The sequence below is a fragment of the Massilia sp. ZL223 genome, assembly GCF_018119395.1.
Lineage (GTDB): Bacteria > Pseudomonadota > Gammaproteobacteria > Burkholderiales > Burkholderiaceae_D > Telluria.
In genome coordinates, this window is the sequence record NZ_JAGPWD010000001.1 from 202,802 (window position 1) to 221,548 (window position 18,747).

Here is an 18,747-nt window from a genome sequence, read left to right on the forward strand (position 1 = left end):
TTTCTGTTAGATCTTCTTGGAGGCGGCCACCATGAGCATGGCGGCGCGGATCGCCTCTTCCATGCTGCCGCAATCGGCCAGGCCCAGCCCCTGGGCGGCCAGGTCGAGCGCGGTGCCGTGGTCGACCGAGGTGCGGATCAGCGGCAGCCCGAGGGTGACGTTGATGCCGCGCCCGAAGGTGGCGTACTTGAGCACCGGCAGGCCCTGGTCGTGGTACATCGCCAGCACGCAGTCGGCGTCCTTCAGGTAGCGCGGCTGGAACAGGGTGTCGGCCGGATAGGGGCCGCGCGCGTCGATGCCGCGCTTGCGCGCGCCCTCCAGCACCGGCGCGATGACCTCGATCTCCTCGCGGCCCAGGTAGCCGTTCTCGCCCGCGTGCGGGTTCAGGCCGGTGACCAGGATGACGGGCTGCGCGATGCCGAACTTGGCGCGCAGGTCGGCGGCGATGATGTCGATCACCCGGGCCAGGCTGTCGCGCGTGATCGCATCCGGCACGTCCTTGAGCGGCAGGTGGGTGGTGGCCAGCGCCACCCGCAGGTAAGGCTGGTCCTGGCCGGGCGAACCGGCCAGCATCATGACCACCTTGGGCGTGCCGGTCTTCTCGGCCAGGTATTCGGTGTGGCCGGAAAACGCGATGCCGGCGTCGTTGATGGTGCTCTTCTGGAGCGGCGCGGTGACGATGGCGTCGAACCAGCCGCATTGCGCGCCTTCGATGGCCAGGTCGAGCGTGGCCAGCACCGCGCGGCCGTTCTCGGCGTCGAGCGTGCCGGGGGTCACGTGGGCCGCCAGCGGCACGTCGATCACGGCCAGGCGTTCGGCGCCGAAATGCGGCAGGCCGCCGTTGCGCAGGGCCTGGGTCGACAGCGCCGACAGGCGGATCTCCGGGTCGATCAGGCTGGCGGTGAGCGCCAGGAAGGCCGCGTCGCCGATCAGGACGCAGTTGGCCTGGTGGCGCAGCGCCCACGCCGCCCGGATCGAGATTTCAGGACCGATGCCGGCCGGTTCGCCGACCGTGACGGCAAGCGTCGGCCGGGGCGCGAGCGGCGCGGCCATGGGCTTACTGCTCCTCGCGGAACTCGACGTAGGCGCGGTCGCGGACCTGGCGCAGCCAGTCTTCCATCGCTTCCTGCATCTTGCGCTCGCGGATGACGTTGCGCGCGACGTTGCGTTCCTTCTGCTGGGTCACGTCCTGACTCTTGCGCTCGACCACCTGGATCAGGTGGAAGCCGAACGGCGACTGGATCACGTCCGAGATTTCGCCCGGCTTGAGGTTGTTCATCGCGCTCTCGAATTCCGGCACGGTGTCGCCCGGTTCCAGCCAGCCCAGGTCGCCGCCCTTGCTGGCCGAGCCGTCCTGCGAGTGCAGGCGCGCCAGGTCCTCGAAGGTGCCGGCGTTGTTGGCCATCTTTTCCTTCAGTTCCAGCAGCTTGCGCTTGACTTCGCCCTCGGTCATGGTCGGGGTGGGCTTGAGCAGGATGTGGCGCGCGCGGGTCTGCTGCACCACCGCCTTGTCGTTCGATTCGGCCAGCGAGCGCTTGTTGCTCATCTTGAGGATGTGGAAACCGACGTTGGTCTTGATGATCTGGGTGACCTGGCCCGGCTGGATCTTGCGCAGTTCGCCGGCGAACACCGGCGGCAGGCGGTCCGGGTCGCGCCAGCCGATGTCGCCGCCCTTCAGGGCATCCGGGGCGTCCGAATAGGTGGCGGCGGTCTTGGCGAAGTCGGCGCCGGTGCGCAGCTGGCGCATCACTTCCTCGGCGCGCGCGCGGCGCGCGGCGATCTGCTCGGGCGAGGCGTTCTCGGGCACGCGCACCAGGATCTGGGCCAGCTCCATCTCGACCTTCTCGGCCGCGGCGGCCTTGCTTGCCGCCAGGTAGGTGTCGACCTCGGCTTCCGAGATCTGGATCTTGCTGTCGACCTCGTGCTCGCGCAAGCGCTGCAGCATGATCTCGTTGCGGATGTCTTCGCGGAACTGCCCGTAGGTCAGTCCCTCTTTTTCCATCTGGTTGCGCAGATCCTGCAGCGACATCTTCTGGCCTTCGGCGATGCGGGCGATAGTGGCGTCCAGGGTGCGGTCATCGACGCGCACGCCCATTTCCTTGGCCAGCTGGAGCTGGGCGCGCTCGACGATCATCGACTCGACCACCTGGCGTTCCAGGGTCGCCTGGTCCGGCAGCTGGGCGCCGCGCGCCTTCAGGTTCTGCGCGATCTGGGCCACGCGGTTCACGACTTCGTTCTTGGTGATCACTTCGTCATTGACGACGACGTGGATCGAGTCGACCACCTTGGCGTTGGCGGACGCAGGCGGCAGGAAGCCGCCGCCCGCCTTGGCCGCCGGCGCGGCCGTGGCGGCAGGCGCCTTGGCCTGGGCCAGCACCTGGCCGCTGGTGAGCGCGCACAGCAGCGCCGCAGCGAGTGAGAAGGCTCGCGTGTTCTTGTGCAAACGGGTAGTACGCATCATCTGGAAAGCACTCATTCAGGATGTTTCAATCACGGGCGGCCGACATTCGTGTTCAGCCGCGTATAGCCCGGGATGCTCTTGTTGAACGTCTCGAGCGGGTTGCCCAAGCCAAGGCGCGACAGGCCATTGAGCTCGAGCTGGAAGAAGATCGGCGTCGACGTGGTCTGGGCCGCGGTCACGAAACGCTGCGCACCCATCCGGAACACCCAGCAGTCGGCCTTGTATTCGAGACCGACCAGGCTCTCGATCAGCTTGCCGCCTCGCGAGGGGTTGGTCGCCTGGCCCACGCCATAGGACCGCAGCGCATAGCTGATCCGGCCCACGCCGTACCAGCGCTGCGAGATCGGCCACTGCGCCGACAGGTCGATGTTGCGGAAGCTGTCGCGCTGATAACGGTATTCCGCGTTCACCACCTTCATCCGTCCCGGCAGCCACTGTACCCCCGCATTCGAGCTGTACAGGCTACTGCCGGTTGCGTCGTATTGTACGCCGCTATCGAAGCTCCAGGTCTCGGAAATGCGGCCCGAGGCCGCCAGCAGCACGTCCGAGCGGCTCTGGTGGCTCGCTTCGCCCGGCAGGCGCACGCGCGGCTCCTCGAAATACAGGCGCTGGCCGAAGGCCAGGCGCAGGCGCTCGGCGCCGTCCGGCTGGATGAAGCGCGAGACCACGGCGGCGGTGAGCTGGTTGGCGTCCGACACCCGGTCCAGGCCCACGTAGCGGTTCTCGCTGAACAGCTGGGCGTAGTTGAAGCCGGCGCGGCCGGTGTCGAACACCGGGATGTCGTCCTGGTTCTTGTACGGCGTGTACACGTAGAACAGGCGCGGCTCCAGGGTCTGGGTGACGGCGCGCCCGAACAGCGAGCCGTCGCGCTCGAACACCATGCCGCTGTCGAGCGAGAAGGTGCCGACCGTGCGCGACAGCTTGGTCGGCAGGCGGCTGCCGTCCGGGCGCAGGCCGCCGCCCGCGATGTGGTCGTAGTCGACGTCGTACTTGGCGGCGTTGGCGATCAGCTTGGGCGTGATGAACCAGCCGGGACGCACGATCGGGTAGCTGATCTGGCCCACCGCCACGGCGCGGTTGCCGCGCACGAAATCCGGATGCCAGAAACGGGTCGCCTCGGCGTCCACCGCCCAGTCGAAGCCGGCCACGTCGTAGCGGCCGGCGTGGAAGTTAATCTGCGGCAGGCGGTCGTAGGGACGCGGCACCGTCAGGCTCGGGTTGGTGGCCGCGGCCGGGTCCTGCAGCACCTGGTAGTTCTGGGCGCGCGCGGCCAGGCTCCAGTACTGGCCCACGTAGTCGGTGCGCAGCTCGCGCAGCAGCTGGCGCTCGGCCGAGTTCGAGACCGAACGCGAGAAGTCGGACGGGTATTCGTCGTCCGAGGCGCCATGCAGGTTCCAGCCGAACGACCAGTTGGGACGGATCGCCTGGTTGTGCAGCGAGTCGGCGCGCCAGCGCGTGGTGTCGGTCTTGCGGTCGCTCGGCAGCACCTCGATATGGGTCTCGCCGTTGTAGGTCGTGCCCAGGTAGCGGCCGGTCGCGCCCAGCTGCAGGCCGCGGTCGAACATCATGCGCGGGTACAGGGTCAGGTCGCGGTTGGGCGCGATGTTGACGTAGTAGGGCACCATGATCTCGGCCTTGCCCTGCGAGCCGAAGCCCACCGAGGGCGGCAGCCAGCCGGAGCGGCGTTCGCCCGAGAGCGAGAACGAGAGCGCGGGCGTGCCCAGGATCGGCACGTCCTTGAAATAGATGACGGTCTTGCCGGCCACGCCGACATCGCGCCCGCTGTCCAGGCGCAGGGTGCTGGACTTGAGGTACCAGTCCGGGTCCGGGCCTTCGCAGGTGCTGTAGGTGCCGTTGCGCACCACGGCCTGGTTCTCGCCCAGGAAGTCGATGCGGTCGGCGCGGCCCTGGCCGTTGGTCGCCTCCAGGCGGTACTGGGGATGCAGCACCCAGCCCTTGCCGGTCTCGAGATTCAACTGCAGCGCATCGCCCTTGTAGCGGTCGCCGAAGCGCCACATGTTGACGTTGCCGCTGGCCGTGACTTCGTCCTCGATCCGCATGTAGCAGGCGGTATCGGCGGTGATGCCGGTCTGGCCACGCTGGATCTCGACATTGCGGTCCAGGTTCAGCTGGCGGTCGGGCCGGCCGCTGATGTCCTCGGCCTTGATGACAATCGGTAAATCCTGGTCTTCAGTCTGTGGCGTGGGGGAAACACTCTGTGCCCATGCGGGCGCCGCGGCAGCGGAGACCAAAGCATAGAGCGCGAGCGTCTGCCGCGGGGGGAAAGGTTGGGCCGTAAACCAGCTCATGGACGTTCAGCGTGCGCCATAAAGGGCGGTATTTTTTGAATGAATCCCTTATTATAGGGGAATTACCTCAACCAACCGGATTCACCAGGCTGCTTCATGTCTTCTTTGTATCAAACCTCCCCTACTTCCGCCGACCGGGATGCACGCCTGGCGCAGCTGAACGCATGGCTGGCGACGACCGGCCTGGTGGACGTGGGGACCGGCCGTCCGGCATCCGCGGACGCCAGCTTCCGCCGCTACTTCCGCTACGACGTCACCCCCGCGCTGCAGGATAAACTGGGCGCCACCCTGGTCGCCATGGACGCCCCGCCCGAGCGCGAGAACGTCCCGGCCTTCATCCATGTGCAGGGCCTGCTGACCGAGGCCGGCGTCCATGCGCCGGCGATCGTCGCGCGCAAGGTCGAAGACGGCTTCCTGCTCCTGTCCGACCTGGGCACCACCACCTACCTGTCGCGCCTGAACCCGGACAACGCGGCCTTCATGTATTCGGACGCCGTCGACGCCCTGATCAAGTTCCAGCTGGCCAGCCAGCCGGGCGTGCTGCCCGAATTCGACCGCGCCTTCGTGCTGCGCGAGATGAATTTGTTCCCCGAGTGGTACATCGGCCGCCACCTGAACGTGACCCTGGACGAGAAGCAGCAGGCGCAGCTCGACAAAGTATTCGAGGCGATCACCGCCAACGTGCTGGCGCAGCAGCAGGTCTACATGCACCGCGATTTCCATTCGCGTAACCTGATGTTCCTCGACCAGGGCAACCCGGGCGTGCTGGACTTCCAGGACGCGGTCTACGGCCCGGTCACCTACGACCTGGCTTCGCTGCTGCGCGACGCCTATATCCAGTGGGACGAAGAGATCGTGCTGGACTGGGTGGTGCGCTACTGGCAAAGCGCCAAGCAGGTGGGCCTGCCGGTCAATCCGGACATCGACGCCTTCTACCGCGACTTCGAATTCATGGCGCTGCAGCGCCACCTGAAGATCCTCGGCATCTTCTGCCGCCTGAACTACCGCGACAGCAAACCGGTCTACATGGGCGACCTGCCCACCGTGATGGACTACGTGCGCAAGACGGCCAACCGCTATACCGAACTCAAGCCGCTGCTACGCCTGCTCGATTCGCTCGAGAACAAGGGCCCGCAGGTCGGCTACACCTTCTGACGGATACTCCATGAAAGCGATGATTTTCGCCGCCGGCCGCGGCGAGCGCATGCGCCCGCTCACCGATTCCTGCCCCAAGCCCCTGCTCAAGGTGCGCGGGCGTCCGATGATCACCTGGCACGTGCTGAACCTGGTGCGTGCCGGGATCAAGGACATCGTCATCAACCACTCCTTCCTGGGCCACATGATCGAGGAAGAGCTGGGCGACGGCAGCCGCTACGGCGCGCGCATCGTCTACTCGCACGAGCCCACCCCGCTGGAAACCGCGGGCGGCATCGCCAACGCCCTGCACCTGCTGGGCGACGAGCCTTTCCTGGCCGTGTCGGGCGACATCTATGCGCCCTACTTCGATTTCTCGCAGGTGTTCGACGTCCTCAAGGACAAGGACATGCTGGGCATCCCCTACCCGGAAGACAAGCGCGACATCGCCTGGCTGTGGCTGACGCCGAATCCCTGGCACAACCCGGAGGGCGACTTCGCGCTCGACATGTACACCTTGCGCAATGACGGCCCGACCAAGTGGAACTTCGCCGGCATCGGCGTCTACCGTCCCGAGATGTTCGACGGGATCAAGGCCGGCGAATTCGTCAAGTTCGGTCCCCTGATGCGCAAGTACATCGACCAGGGCCGCGTGGGCGGCGAGCTGTACGAAGGCCAGTGGGTCAACGTCGGCACCGTGCGCCAGCTGGAAGAACTCAACGCGCCGCTGGGCACCGTGGTGCGCGTCGCGCCATGACGCAAGGCGCCGCCTGCTATTCTGAACGCCGTGCGCGCCTGGCTGCGCAGATGCAGCCAGGCGCGGTGGCGGTGCTGGCCACCGCGCCGGAAGTGGCGCGCAACAGCGATACCGAGTATCCCTACCGCCACGACAGCTATTTCTATTACCTGACCGGCTTCTCCGAGCCCGAGAGCGTGCTGGTGCTGCTTGCGGCCCAGGGCGACCAGCCTGCCCGCTCGATCCTGTTCTGCCGCGAGAAGAACCTGGAACGCGAGATCTGGGATGGTTTCCGCTACGGTCCCGAAGCGGCGCGCATCGCCTTCGGCATGGACGAGGCCTACCCGATCGGCGAGCTCGATGCGAAGATGGCGTCCCTGCTCGCGAACGTCCCTGCCCTCTACTACGCCCTGGGCCACAGCGCCGCGCTGGACGCCCAAGTGGCCGGCTGGCTGAAAGCCGTGCGCGCCCAGGGCCGCAGCGGCGTCACCGCGCCCGGCACGACCCACCACCTGCTCGGCATCCTCGACGAGATGCGCCTGCTGAAGGACGCGCAGGAGCAAGGCCTGATGCAGCGCGCCGCCGTCATCAGCGCCCAGGCCCACACGCGCGCCATGCGCGCCGCCCGTCCCGGCATGTATGAGTACGAACTCGAGGCCGAACTGCTGCACGAATTCCGCCGCAACGGCGCCCAGTTCCCGGCCTATACCCCCATCGTCGCCTCGGGCGCGAACGCCTGCGTGCTGCACTACAACGCCAACAACCGGCAGATGCTGGACGGCGAGCTGGTGCTGATCGACGCCGGCTGCGAATTCGACGGCTACGCGGCCGACATTACGCGCACCTGGCCCGTCAACGGCCGCTTCAGCACGGCGCAACGGCGCTTGTATGAACTGGTGCTGCAGGCGCAGTCGAGCGCCTTCGCCGCCATCGTGCCGGGCCAGCCCTACAGCGCCATGCACGACGCCGCGGTACAGGTGCTGGCGCAGGGCATGCTCGACCTGGGCCTGCTCGACAAGGGCAAGTTCGGCTCGGCCGAAGCCGTGATCGCCGAGCGCGCCCACCAGCAGTTCTACATGCACGGCACCGGCCACTGGCTGGGCATGGACGTGCACGACGTCGGCGCCTACCGCGACGTGCACGCCGCCGGCAAGCCTTCGCGGCCGCTGGCGCCGGGCATGGCGGTGACCGTGGAGCCGGGCATCTACGTGCGTCCGGCCGAAGGCGTGCCGGAGGAATTCTGGCATATCGGCATCCGCATCGAGGACGACGTGATCGTCACCGACAACGGCTGCCAGGTCCTGAGCAGCGCCGCGCCCAAGGGCGTGGACGAGATCGAAACCCTGATGCGGGAGGCGCAATGAGCGGCGAGGTCCTCGAATTCGACGTCGCGGTCTGCGGCGCGGGGCCCGTGGGCCTGGCGCTGGCCGCCTTCCTGGTGCGCCGCGGCGTGCCGGGCGAGCGCATCGTGCTCATCGACGGCAAGTCGCTCGGCCAGGCGATCTCGGACCCGCGTTCGATCGCGCTGTCCTGGGGCAGCGTGCAATTGCTGGAGGAAGTCGGCGCCTGGCCGCTTGCGGCGACGCCGATTCACCAGATCCACGTCTCGCGCCGTGGCCAACTGGGGCGCAGCCTGATGGATCGTCACGAACATGGTTTGCCGGCGCTGGGTTATGTCACCCGCTACGGCGAAGTGGTGGATGCATTGGCGCGCGCCTGCGAGCGCGCGGGCGTGGCCGTGCTGCGGCCGGCGCGCGTGGCGTCCTTCGACGAACAGGGCGACGGCGTCAATCTGCAGCTGGATGACGGACGCACGGTGAAGACGCAGGTGGCGGTGCAGGCCGAGGGCGGGGTCTTTGGTCAGCAGGATGACAAGGCCCAGCGCCGCGACTACGAGCAGACCGCCGTGATCGCACGCGTGACGGTCAGCCAGCCGGCGGTGCATCGCGCCTTCGAGCGCTTCACCGACGAAGGCCCGCTGGCCCTGCTGCCGCAGGACGGAGGCGACGGCCATCAGTATGCGCTGGTGTGGTGCATGCGGCCGGAACGCGCCGGATCGGTGCTGGAACTGGGCGACGACCGCTTCCTGGAGCAGCTGGGCGAGGCCTTCGGTTCGCGCCTGGGGCGCTTCACCTCGGTCTCGCCGCGTGTCGCTTTCCCTTTAGGACTGAATGCCGAAGCGCGCGCCACCGGGCGTACTGTCGCAATCGGCAATGCCGCGCAAACGCTTCACCCGGTTGCGGGCCAGGGGCTGAACTTGGGCCTGCGTGACGCAGCCGTGCTGGCGCGCGAACTGGGGCGCGGTGTGAGCTCCCAAGCCATCGGCAATTTCATGAGCGCCCGTGCGCAGGATCGCAAGCTGACGATCGGGATGACCGACGTGATGGCGCGTGCCTTCGTTGGCGGTGGACCGGTGCAACCGCTGCTGGGCTTGGGTCTGGCTACGCTGGATCTGGTCAAGCCTGCTCGTATGCTGCTGGCGGACCTGATGATGTTTGGCCGTCGCTGATCTCTCGGTATATCAGTGAACTGGGCGGTTCGATGCCGCAAATTGCGTGAGCATTGGAGGCTCGACCAAAACAGTAAGCCGGGCGGTTGCCGCTTTTGAGAAAGCGAAGTAGTCAATGAGGCAGGGGGTTGTGTCCGAATTCGAACCTGCCCCCTGACCTGCGCTAAGCCAACCGAATGAATTCATGGGCAGCCTGCGATAGAATTTTCACGGATATATTTAATTACACTAGGATCGCTAATTCCTGAAACGGCTTCCTCGCCCCCAGATTTAGGGAGATAAAATCTTACGCCCTCGGGCAACACTTTTATTCTACCGTTCGCATGAGAAGGCATAAGCACCCAAACCCAACCTTGTGGCGACCAAAAACCAATCGCTTTCGAATTTTGATAAACGTAACTTATTGGCAAGCAACTATCTGCCTTCTTTGTCTTATTCGTCTGATATGCCGCTTGCAAAATGGACCACTCCCCCTTCTCATCAAGGCTGTCGCGCGAAGTTATCCAGTAATCAGTGCCAAGAACAACGCCGATAGCACCCGCTAGAGCTACGATAACTAGCACGCCCAACTTCAACGTTGTCATTTTTTCCCATTCATTTCATTCATCTATTTGGCCGGATCGAATTTTTTTCAAAGAAAATTATCTTTTGGAATTGTCCCGCTATATAGTCTTGAATCCAGTACGGGCGAAAATGGTGACCTCGCCGCTCGACTGGCAATGGAGTAGCCACCGATATTTTTCCGGCGACGGTTGCCCCCCTTGGCTTGAGCGCGATTGGCTACTCAGTCAATTCAGCGGTACGCATACAACCGCCATCCCCGCTTATCAAGCTTTCGTTCTCGCGGGCGTTGACAAAGCCAGCCCACTTATCGAGACTCGTCGTCACATCCTCTTGGGCGATGACGATTTCGTGGCAAAACATCAACAGTCACAACAATCTGCTGAAAAAATAGAAATTGCTAAAGTTGAACGTCGTGCCGTGGCCCTTCCGCTGGACGAGTATAAGACTCAGTTTGCTAACAGGGACGAAGCGATGGCACGCGCTTACCTGTCTGAACCGCCCCGGCTTTCGTGGAGGCCGGTTAGTGTGAGTCAGGCCGGAACAACCTGACTGCTCAACTGCTTGTAATAGTTTGCCTCAGCTTCCGCCGGCGGTATATAGCCGAGCGGTTCGAGCAGGCGGTGATGGTTGAACCAGGACACCCATTCCAGCGTGGCCAGTTCGACGGCCTCACGCGCTTTCCAGGGAGCGCGGCGGTGGATCAATTCAGCCTTGTAGAGCCCATTGATCGTCTCGGCCAGGGCATTGTCGTAACTGTCGCCCTTGCTGCCCACAGACGGCTCGATGCCGGCTTCTGCCAGACGCTCGCTGTACTTTATGGATACGTATTGCGAGCCCCTGTCGCTATGATGGACCAGCTCGTTTCGTTCGGGCTGACGAGCGTATAGCGCCTGCTCCAAAGCGTCGAGCACGAAGTCGGTCCGCATCGAGCTGCTGACGCGCCAGCCGACAATGCGCCGGGCGAAGACGTCGATGACGAAGGCCACGTAGACGAAGCCCTGCCAGGTCGAGACGTAGGTGAAATCGCTGACCCACAGCTGGTTCGGCCGCTGTGCTTTGAACTGGCGGTTGACTCGGTCGAGCGGGCACGGTGCCTTCGCATCGGCAGTCGTCGTGCGTACGACCTTGCCACGCATGACGCCGCGCAGGCCGGCCTTGCGCATCAGGCGCTCCACCGTGCAGCGGGCCACCTCAGTCCCCTCACGTCGAAGTTGGCGCCACACTTTGTCGGCGCCGTAGACCTGCAGGTTTGCTTGCCAAACCCGCTCAATATCGACGCTCAGCACATCGTCACGCTGGACTCGTGCACAGCGCAACGCCGGGTTGCGCTGCTGCGCTGCATAACGCCAGTAACCCGACGGCGCGACCTGCATCACCTTGCAGATCGGCTCGACACCGTAGGCATGGCGGTACTGGTCGATGAACGCCCTCACGGCTTGAAGCGGCGGTCGAGCTCCGCCTGGGCGAAAAACGCACTCGCCAGACGCAGGATCTCATTTGCCTTGCGCAGCTTGCGCACCTCTCGCTCCAGCGCCTTGATGCGCTCCTCTTCAGCTGTGGTCGGGCCTGGACGCTGGCCAGTGTCACGCTCTTGCTGGCGTACCCAGCGGCGCAACGTCTCTGGCGTGCAGCCGATCTTGGCCGCGATCGACGTGATCGCGGCCCACTGCGATTCGTACTCGCTGCTCGCTTCGCTGACCATGCGCACAGCGCGCTCGATGACTTCGGGAGAATACTTGGGTTGCTTCTTCATAGCTCCATTTTCTCAAAGAATGGAGCCTATATGGACGCCTCCCTTTTGCAAGGTATTTTCCAGCTTTTCCAGACGAGGAAAGTCGCAGTTCTATATCCGGCCTTGTACGCGGCATTGCCGCTGGCCCCGATGAAATCCGCTGATCCACGCCTCATTCTCTACATGGGCTGCTAAGCCCCAGGCTCCATTCAGGCTTGGTGAATCCCGGTCTGACCTGTCTGTCATCGCTGTCGATACCTAACGCAACTGGCGTGAAGTAATCCTTTCGCAAGTTGAGGTGCTTTTCACCTCGCTACCGCCGTGTCCGGCCGCATGCTGACGTGGTCCTTGTCATATGCACGGTCGTGGGCCAATACCGCCCAGATCGTACGCGCCATCTTGTTGGCCAGCGCTGCGATTACTACGTTCAGTGGCCGCCGCTGGCTCAATTGCTGCAACCAAGGGCTGAGCGCCTTGGGGCGCCGCAGCACTGCTCGAGCTCCATGGATCAGCAGGGTGCGTAGGTAAGTGTCGCCGCGCTTACTCATGCCCAGCAGTCGGACTTTTCCTCCACTGCCGGTCTGGCCCGGTATGAGCCCAAGCCAGGCCGCGAACTCGCGGCCAGACCGGAATGCCTTCGCATCTCCCATCGCAGCCACTACCGCGGTCGCGGTCAATAGGCCGACGCCTGGAATCGCGAAGATCGCCTTAGCGGCACGGTCCTCCCGCATCCATGTCAACAGCGATGACTCGATGCGGGCGATGCGCGCGTCCAGCCGGGCCAGCTCGTTCCACTGGTCGCGCAGCGTTTCGATGAGCGGCATCGGCAACCTCTCGGCCAACCGTCCGAGCGCAGCCTTGATGCCGGCATCGAAGGCTTTCCTGCCTGTGCCAAACACTTCACCGTACTCCGCCAGCAAACCGCGTAGGGCGTTCATTTGTGCCGTGCGCATCTTCACCAGTTGCTGCCTGATGCGGTGCATTGCCAGCACGGCCTGCTGCGCTTCGGTTTTGATCGCCACGGCTTTCACTTCCGGTTGTTGCGCAGCCATGTAGATCGCACGCGCATCGGCTGCATCGTTCTTGTTACCGCCGACGAACGCCTTGACCATCTTCCCGCTCATCAGCTTTACTTCGTGCCCCAATTCCTGGAGCTTGCGCGCCCAATGCTGCGAACCGCCGCATGCCTCCATGCCGATTAGGCAAGGCGGCCGGTTGGCGAACCATTGCACAAACTGAGCGCGCTTGATGGGCTTGTTGATCACTTCGCCCGTTGCCTGCTCAACGGTGTATACCTGGAACACACTTTTGGCGGTATCGACACCGACCACCGCTTTGCGAGTAGCATTCATGATGTGGATCCTCCGGTTAGCCTGAAAGCTCTGAGACTTTCACTTTAGGCGCTTTTTGACGCCGTTGGCCCGCGAGGGTCCACCATCCCTGCTAAACCCCTCAATTTCTTCCCGCGGTTCTTGACTTCTTCTCCGGTATGGGTGGGAGGCGTCCATTTCATTCTCTACAAAACCCGGGGCGGTTCAGTGTCCGTGACCCGGCCCCCTGTGTGCCCCCGCCCTGAGGGCACATATTAGGGCTGAGGTCGTGTCCGAATGTTAGACCTGACCCCGCCCTTGCGCCCTTGCTGGTACTGACTTAAGGCGTATTGGCACGCTCCACGATCTCAACAAGCCGATTCTGGCTATCCGATATTAGCTCTATTGAGTAATACCATTGATCTTTCGATTTGATGACAAAGCCAGACGCATAAACGACGACGCCGTCCTGACTGACCGTCGCTACCAGCTTTATTCCGAGCTGACGCACAACTTTGGCGCGAGCCCGCTTAATATCTTCACCAAATTTCATCCCCAAGGGCAACCGAATTGAGTTTCGGCCTTTTCCAACGCGAGCCGAAACCCTTACCAGTGCACCATTAAAAAACGCGTATTCCTTTCCTTCAGCGTCCACTGCTGAGCAATCGCTAAAGCTCCGATCGCCTCCGCAATCGGTCGAGATGAATTGATCCAGCGCGGCAGGTAACCCGCCGATCGGGACGATCCCAAGATTCGCTTTGTTATTCTTTCCAAAACAGCCGACTGAGAAGCTTGCCCCCAATATCAAAGCAATCATCTGTCTCGAAAGGTACGTCATTTCGCGTTCTCCAACAAATTTGTCTATGTTAGCAGCTAATTTTTTAGTTTCTCGGTTGGCGGCGGTGGCAGTGCCTTCATCGGATCGATTACCTTTCCCCCGGCCGCTACCGGTGCCGGACTGCCAATGCGCACTTCAAAATGTAGATGCGTATCCCCGGATTTCGGCGTATTGCCAGTCCGACCCGCAGTGCCAATTTCTTGACCTGCAGAAACAGCTTCACTGGTTTTTACTGATGTCGAGCCGAGGTGGGCGGATTGTGTGAAGACACCATTCCCGTGGTCGATAACAACTTGACTTCCATAGGTGGCGCTTGGGTTAGGCTGGATATTCACTACCTTACCGTCTCCGGCCGCGACAACCTTGGCACCATTGGCAGCTTGGATGTCAATGCCGGTATGGGACCTCGTCCCACCGGCGCGCCTTGTTCCAAAGTGCCCGTCGCCCTCGCCTGGCTTATCAGCCTTATTTATCACACCTGAACTTGGGACAGGCCACGCCGTGAGTTGCCCCGGCTCCCTCCCGTCAGGGTCGATATATTTATAAGGATTGTTATTAGCATAGGCGTAGCGATTAAAGCTTTTCCCGCTACTGGCATCCGTTACCACAGGATCAATGCTCAAGAACCGACCTCCGACCGCATCATAATACCGATGCTGCATATAGATGAGGCCGGTCTCATTGTCGTTCACATGACCAGTAAATCCGATCGTGCGTGGTGTCCCCGACATAATGTATCCGTATGGCTCGTATCTTGTTCTGCTTACGACCGCGCCAGCCGTATCACTCTGCGCCACCGGGCTGCCCAGCGCGTCCGTATGAGCATAGGTAACCGCCGACCCGCCGACCTCCGCAATCATGCGGTTGCCTAAGTAAACATACTTTGTCGCGGTACCGCTGGTCGGCGCCACGTATAGCAGTTTTCCGTCGCCGCTATACACTTGCACCCGATTGACCCCATCCGTACCAACAGTACTCACCCGGCGATAGCGCGCGTCGTAAGCATAGGTCGCACGTCCCGGTGCGGCGCGCAGGCGATTGGCCAAGTCGAAATCGAACGTCTGCGTGTTGCGCTGGACGACATTGCCGCGCGCGTCGTAGTAATAGCTGACGTTGAAACCCGGCGGTCCGTTCGTAATGCTGTCGAGCCGGTTGGTTGCCGAATTGAAGTTGTGAATCGTCGTCCGGGCAGTCGGCCCCGCACTGACCGATACCCCAGTCAGATTGTCGAGCGCATCATAGGTGTAGCTCGCCGTTCCCCACAGAGCAGGTGCAATAACAGTCTTGAGGCGATCCAGATTGTCGTAGCCCATCGTGCGCGTAGTTACGCCCCCCGACAGCAAGTCCGTGATCGAGGCCACGTTGCCGTTCGCGTCGTAACGGTAGTCGTCGTTGATCGCGGCGCCATCGATCCAGCGCTCAGGAAGGCCGCGTATGTTCTGCGTCGTGGTATGCGTGATGCCGCCCGGCCCTGGGCCGTACACGAAACCCGCCACCGCATCGTTCGGATGGTACGTAATGCTCGTGGCGGAGTTGCCAACCCTTGTTGCTTCGCCCAGCGCGTTGGGCGCGTAATCCACCGCAACGTTGTCCGGGTAGGTGAGCTGGCGCAGCGAGCCATTGGCGTCGTACGCGCGCCGGATGGCATAGTTCACGCCGCCGTAGGTCAGCTGTTCAGTCTCGAGCAGGCGCCGCTTGTTATAGATATTGGTCCAGACCGCGCCGCCCGATGTCAGGGTTTCGGGCAGGCCGTCGGCCGTGAGCGTGGTCGAAATGGCCGGGCTGCCATCGCCAAAGCTGGTCCCGACAGGACGGTTCCGCACGTCATACTGGTAGGAGATTTTGCTTGCAGCGCCAACGCTGGCAGTATCGCAAGCGCTCAGCGACGGCAAGGCCAGGCCGGTGGCGCGCCAGCTGATGTTGCCGGCGGCATCGTAATCCTGCACTGTTGCGCCTGTTTCCGGCTCTATCGTCTTGCACAGCCGCTGGGCAACGTCGTAGACGTAGTATCGCGTCACGCTCTTGGCCGCGTCGCCACGTGTGATCGACGTAGGCTTGCCGAACACGTCGCGGCCGATCGACACCGTCACGCCTTCGGGCGCCGCAATGCTGGTGATCGCATCGTAGGACGGTTCGTCGAATGCCTGATAGCTATACGTGCTCGCATTATTGCGCGGATCGGTCACGGTCGTCTTGAAGCCGTAGTCGTAGCTCGTGCGTGTCCGGGCATAACCGTCCGGATCGCCGGCTTCGCTCTTGGCAGCCTTGACCGTCTCGCGTCCCAAGGCATCGTAGGTCGTGTAGACGCCCGGGCCGATCTCGCCGTAGGTACGCTTCGGATAGGATTCGAAAGTACGCCTGCTTGCGGAGTCGTACTGGTACTTAGTCGTACGCAGGGTCCCGGCAAGGTTGTTGTCGTCCCAGCGCTCCACGTACACCGGGCGCCACAAGGCATCGTAATAGGTCACCGTGCGCGCCGTGCCGGTGGAGATCTGTTCGCGCCAATGGTTGGCGCCCAGGTCGAACTGGCCGCTCGCCGACTGCCAGGTCGAAATCGTGGTCGGCGCCCAGGCCACGGTATCACCAGCCGGATGGCTGACGGACGACAGCCGCCCCATCACGTCGTAGCCGAAGCTCGTCGTCGCGGCTACCTCATTGGTCAGCGACGAGATGTTGCCGATGTTGTCCACCACCGCGCTTTTAGTCTGGCCGTTGTGGTAGCTGATGGTCTGGGGTATGCCGCGCTTATAGTTCGAGTAGCTCGTCGACTGCAGCTTGCCGTCCGTCTCCGTGTTGAGCAGACCGTTGCTGTAATAGGTCATCGAGCTCTGCAGCTGCCCGAAGCGGCTCACGCTGGTCAGGTTGCTCCACTCGGGATCGTACTGGTTCGCCACCATGACCTTGCCCGAGCTTTCGGTGACCGACTTGACCTGGTTAAGCACCCAACGCTTCGTATTGTTCTCGTACAGCGTGGTCTCGACCCGGCTGCCGTAGGGGCTCGAGCGCTCCACTTGGGCCGGCAAACCGAACTCGTTGAAGGTATAGGCGCGCCAGGTAAAACTTGCGCCTTGCTGGGTGGTCGTGCGCACACTGACGGTCGTGTTGCGCGCCGCAAGATCGCCGTCTCCCCGTCCCTGCGGGCTCGATCCGAACGGCCCGATCGGCTCGGCATATTGCATCGTCGTCGTGCGCAGCGTGTTACCTGCACTGTCCTGCACGTCCATCTGCTGCGGCTGGCCTTCCGTCTGCCGGAACAAGGTACCGAAGGTATGGACGATCCGGTTGCCTTCTGGGTCGGTCACGGTGACGGTCTTGTCCGTGTCGCAGCCATTGCAAGGGGCCCAGCTCGCTTGTGCGGGCGAATACGAGGTCGACCACGTCGTGGCGGGCAAGCCCGGTCCCGTGATCGTCTTCTTGGTCAGCGCGTACGAATCGAAGTATTTCGAGTAGACAGGACTGTAGGTGCCCAGGTTGAGGTCGTAACGGCAGTTGTATTCCACTCCCGCGCGGCCGTGCCGTGTCGGCGTCAAGGTGAATTCGCCGGTTGCGCCAGACGGATGGGTCATCGACCCGACGAGCACATAGGGGTTCACCATCCCCGGATCGTCGCAGCTGCCTTCGCCCAGGTAATCCAATGGGAACAACAAAGGCTGGATGCCACCCAGCTGCCACTTTGTCTGGTCCGGCAAGACTACGGTCTGCAGCTGGGCATAGTTGTTCGTGCCGTTGTATTGATACGTCCAGGTGCGCGAGCCGTCCGTCACGCTGGACACCAGGTTCGATGCGGTGGAGCTGGGCGTCACATAGCTCAGCGTGATGCGGCGGGGACTGCCGGCGATATCGGTGGCCTCGATGGTCTTGAGTTGCCATTTGTTGACCGTGTCGTAGGTGAAGGTGACGGTATTGCCGTGCCGGTCCGTGATCAGGGTGGGAAGGATCCACGCTTCGACGCGGTTGAGCTGGTGGGAGCCGGAGGCGGCGACCGACTCCTCACCAAGCGCGACCCTTTGCGACTGCGCTTCCGTGTCGCCCGTGTCCTTGCTCATGACAGCGCTGCCTTCCGGCGCCACGCTGCTTTTCGTCAGCGGCGACGTCATCCGGGTGACCAGCCAGTCGAAGCGGTACTCGGTGCCGTCGGGGGAGACCGCCACGAAGCCTTCGCCGGCAACGCCGTTGGCGCTGTTCAGGGTGGGCAGGCAGCGGATAGCCCAGTTGTTGCGGGTGACCACCGGGAAGGTATAGGCCGAATTGAGCGTCGGTTTGGTGGCGTAGGTACTGCGCTTGAGCATTTCCTGGTCGCCCATGCCGGGCACGTACAGGAAAGCGCCATGCCAGAACTCGGTACCGGACCAGGAAGCGCCATCGTTCGTCGTGACGGAACCGGGAGCGCCGAACGAACTGCAGCGCGTTGTCGTATTGCCTGCGCCGACCCATCCGCGCAGCTGCGAGTACACGCCGTGCAGGTGCGGTATGTCCAGGTCCCATTGGCCGAACAAGCCACCAGTCACCGCGTCCCTGCCGGCTTCCAGGCGCCGGCCGACGCCGACGCGCAAGGGGCTATTGCCGGGGATGACCACGTCGGTCTGGATGAATTCCAAGTTGCCGGTGTAGAGATTGACCTTGTCGCCGAACAGGCCGGTGCCGAGCGCGGTGAAGGCCCGCGGCGCGCGGATCAGCTTTTCCTGCTCGCTGTAGGTGGTTGCGGCATGCGCTGACAGCATGCTGGCGATGAGGCTGAACAGTCCGCCCAGGCCGACTGCCATCGTTTTGCTGCGAATTCCTGCCCCAAGCCATGCTTTGCGCATCAGATCGCGCCCCATATGATGTGTTGTTGAGCTAACTCAACAATGGGACAGGGTAACCTGAAGTCAACAGCAAAGGTATGCATGTCACATGACATGCAAAAAAATTTCGCTAAGAAAACTGCTGGCTAGCGCCGCAAGATTTCTTCTACCGTGCTGTGCTTCGGCGTCGCATCTTCATGAAACAAATCCGCAAGATACTCCCGCAGCTCTGCTCCAGCGATGTCCGCAGGGACGACGAAATCGGCAGGCCGGCGCTTGCCTTCCGCGCCGAGGTAGAACGCCTGCCACTTCCCTTCCTCCCCGCTCACCGCCACCAGCGTGCCGAAGACGTTGAAGCGGAACTCCATCC

14 protein-coding genes and 1 other annotated feature are annotated in these 18,747 nt (G+C 63.0%); of the genes, 5 read left to right on the forward strand and 9 right to left on the reverse strand.

Features of this window, described 5'->3' with window-relative positions; genetic code table 11:
• Positions 1–6 precede the first annotated feature (6 nt).
• Genes pdxA through KBW95_RS00920 form a run of 3 tightly spaced genes read right to left on the reverse strand, consistent with a single transcriptional unit; the run spans position 7 to position 4,770 of the window.
• Positions 7–1,053: a 4-hydroxythreonine-4-phosphate dehydrogenase PdxA gene (pdxA, locus tag KBW95_RS00910; RefSeq protein ID WP_211527276.1), complete on the reverse strand. Its 1,047-nt coding sequence runs from the start codon at positions 1,051–1,053 to the stop codon at positions 7–9.
• A 4-nt stretch (positions 1,054–1,057) separates the two neighbouring features.
• Positions 1,058–2,461, reverse strand: coding sequence for a peptidylprolyl isomerase (locus KBW95_RS00915; RefSeq protein ID WP_211527277.1), 1,404 nt, complete (start codon positions 2,459–2,461; stop codon positions 1,058–1,060).
• A gap of 29 nt (positions 2,462–2,490) precedes the next feature.
• Positions 2,491–4,770 (reverse strand): LPS-assembly protein LptD, encoded by a 2,280-nt coding sequence (locus tag KBW95_RS00920; protein ID WP_211527278.1) that lies wholly within the window; start codon positions 4,768–4,770, stop codon positions 2,491–2,493.
• 96 nt (positions 4,771–4,866) lie between these two features.
• On the opposite strand from KBW95_RS00920, the gene KBW95_RS00925 reads away from it, so the two are divergent.
• From KBW95_RS00925 to KBW95_RS00940, 4 genes are read left to right on the forward strand one after another with little or no spacing between them, the layout of a single operon-like run.
• Positions 4,867–5,925 carry an aminoglycoside phosphotransferase family protein gene (locus KBW95_RS00925; protein WP_211525749.1) on the forward strand — a complete coding sequence of 353 codons (1,059 nt, stop codon included), beginning with the start codon at positions 4,867–4,869 and terminating at the stop codon, positions 5,923–5,925.
• Between the two features lie 10 nt (positions 5,926–5,935).
• Positions 5,936–6,661 carry an N-acetylmuramate alpha-1-phosphate uridylyltransferase MurU gene (murU, locus tag KBW95_RS00930; protein ID WP_211525750.1) on the forward strand — a complete coding sequence of 242 codons (726 nt, stop codon included), beginning with the start codon at positions 5,936–5,938 and terminating at the stop codon, positions 6,659–6,661.
• The gene (gene pepP / locus KBW95_RS00935; protein WP_211525751.1) at positions 6,658–8,004 is read left to right on the forward strand and encodes a Xaa-Pro aminopeptidase; all 1,347 of its coding nucleotides are present in this window, start codon (positions 6,658–6,660) and stop codon (positions 8,002–8,004) included. Before murU ends, pepP begins: the two co-directional genes overlap by 4 nt.
• Positions 8,001–9,149 carry a UbiH/UbiF/VisC/COQ6 family ubiquinone biosynthesis hydroxylase gene (locus KBW95_RS00940; RefSeq protein ID WP_211527279.1) on the forward strand — a complete coding sequence of 383 codons (1,149 nt, stop codon included), beginning with the start codon at positions 8,001–8,003 and terminating at the stop codon, positions 9,147–9,149. Before pepP ends, KBW95_RS00940 begins: the two co-directional genes overlap by 4 nt.
• Positions 9,150–9,331: 182 nt before the next feature.
• Here KBW95_RS00940 and KBW95_RS00945 read toward each other — a convergent pair whose 3' ends face one another.
• Positions 9,332–9,733: a hypothetical protein gene (locus KBW95_RS00945; RefSeq protein WP_211527280.1), complete on the reverse strand. Its 402-nt coding sequence runs from the start codon at positions 9,731–9,733 to the stop codon at positions 9,332–9,334.
• Between the two features lie 64 nt (positions 9,734–9,797).
• Between KBW95_RS00945 and KBW95_RS00950 the strand changes: the two genes are divergently transcribed.
• Positions 9,798–10,262: a hypothetical protein gene (locus tag KBW95_RS00950; RefSeq protein WP_211527281.1), complete on the forward strand. Its 465-nt coding sequence runs from the start codon at positions 9,798–9,800 to the stop codon at positions 10,260–10,262.
• Here the strand turns inward: KBW95_RS00950 and KBW95_RS00955 are convergent.
• The 5 genes from KBW95_RS00955 to KBW95_RS00975 form a co-directional block, all read right to left on the reverse strand.
• Positions 10,244–11,466, reverse strand: a protein-coding gene (locus KBW95_RS00955; protein ID WP_211527282.1) for an IS3 family transposase whose coding sequence is annotated in 2 segments (ribosomal slippage) — positions 10,244–11,178 and positions 11,178–11,466 — 1,224 coding nt in all. Because the reading frame shifts where the segments join, the coding sequence is not laid out codon by codon here. The genes KBW95_RS00950 and KBW95_RS00955 overlap by 19 nt on opposite strands.
• Positions 11,072–11,188, reverse strand: a sequence feature (AL1L pseudoknot). (Overlaps the previous gene by 117 nt.)
• Positions 11,467–11,750: 284 nt before the next feature.
• Positions 11,751–12,797, reverse strand: a complete 1,047-nt coding sequence (locus KBW95_RS00960; RefSeq protein WP_211527283.1) for an IS110 family transposase — start codon at positions 12,795–12,797, stop codon at positions 11,751–11,753.
• Positions 12,798–13,095: 298 nt separating this feature from the next.
• A complete protein-coding gene (locus KBW95_RS00965) occupies positions 13,096–13,593 on the reverse strand; it encodes a hypothetical protein (protein WP_211525755.1) in 498 nt (165 codons plus the stop codon).
• A gap of 35 nt (positions 13,594–13,628) precedes the next feature.
• Complete coding sequence (locus tag KBW95_RS00970) at positions 13,629–18,413, reverse strand: peptidoglycan DD-metalloendopeptidase family protein (RefSeq protein ID WP_211527284.1); 4,785 nt, start codon at positions 18,411–18,413, stop codon at positions 13,629–13,631.
• A 110-nt stretch (positions 18,414–18,523) separates the two neighbouring features.
• The gene (locus KBW95_RS00975; RefSeq protein ID WP_211527285.1) at positions 18,524–18,745 is read right to left on the reverse strand and encodes a hypothetical protein; all 222 of its coding nucleotides are present in this window, start codon (positions 18,743–18,745) and stop codon (positions 18,524–18,526) included.
• Positions 18,746–18,747 lie beyond the last annotated feature (2 nt).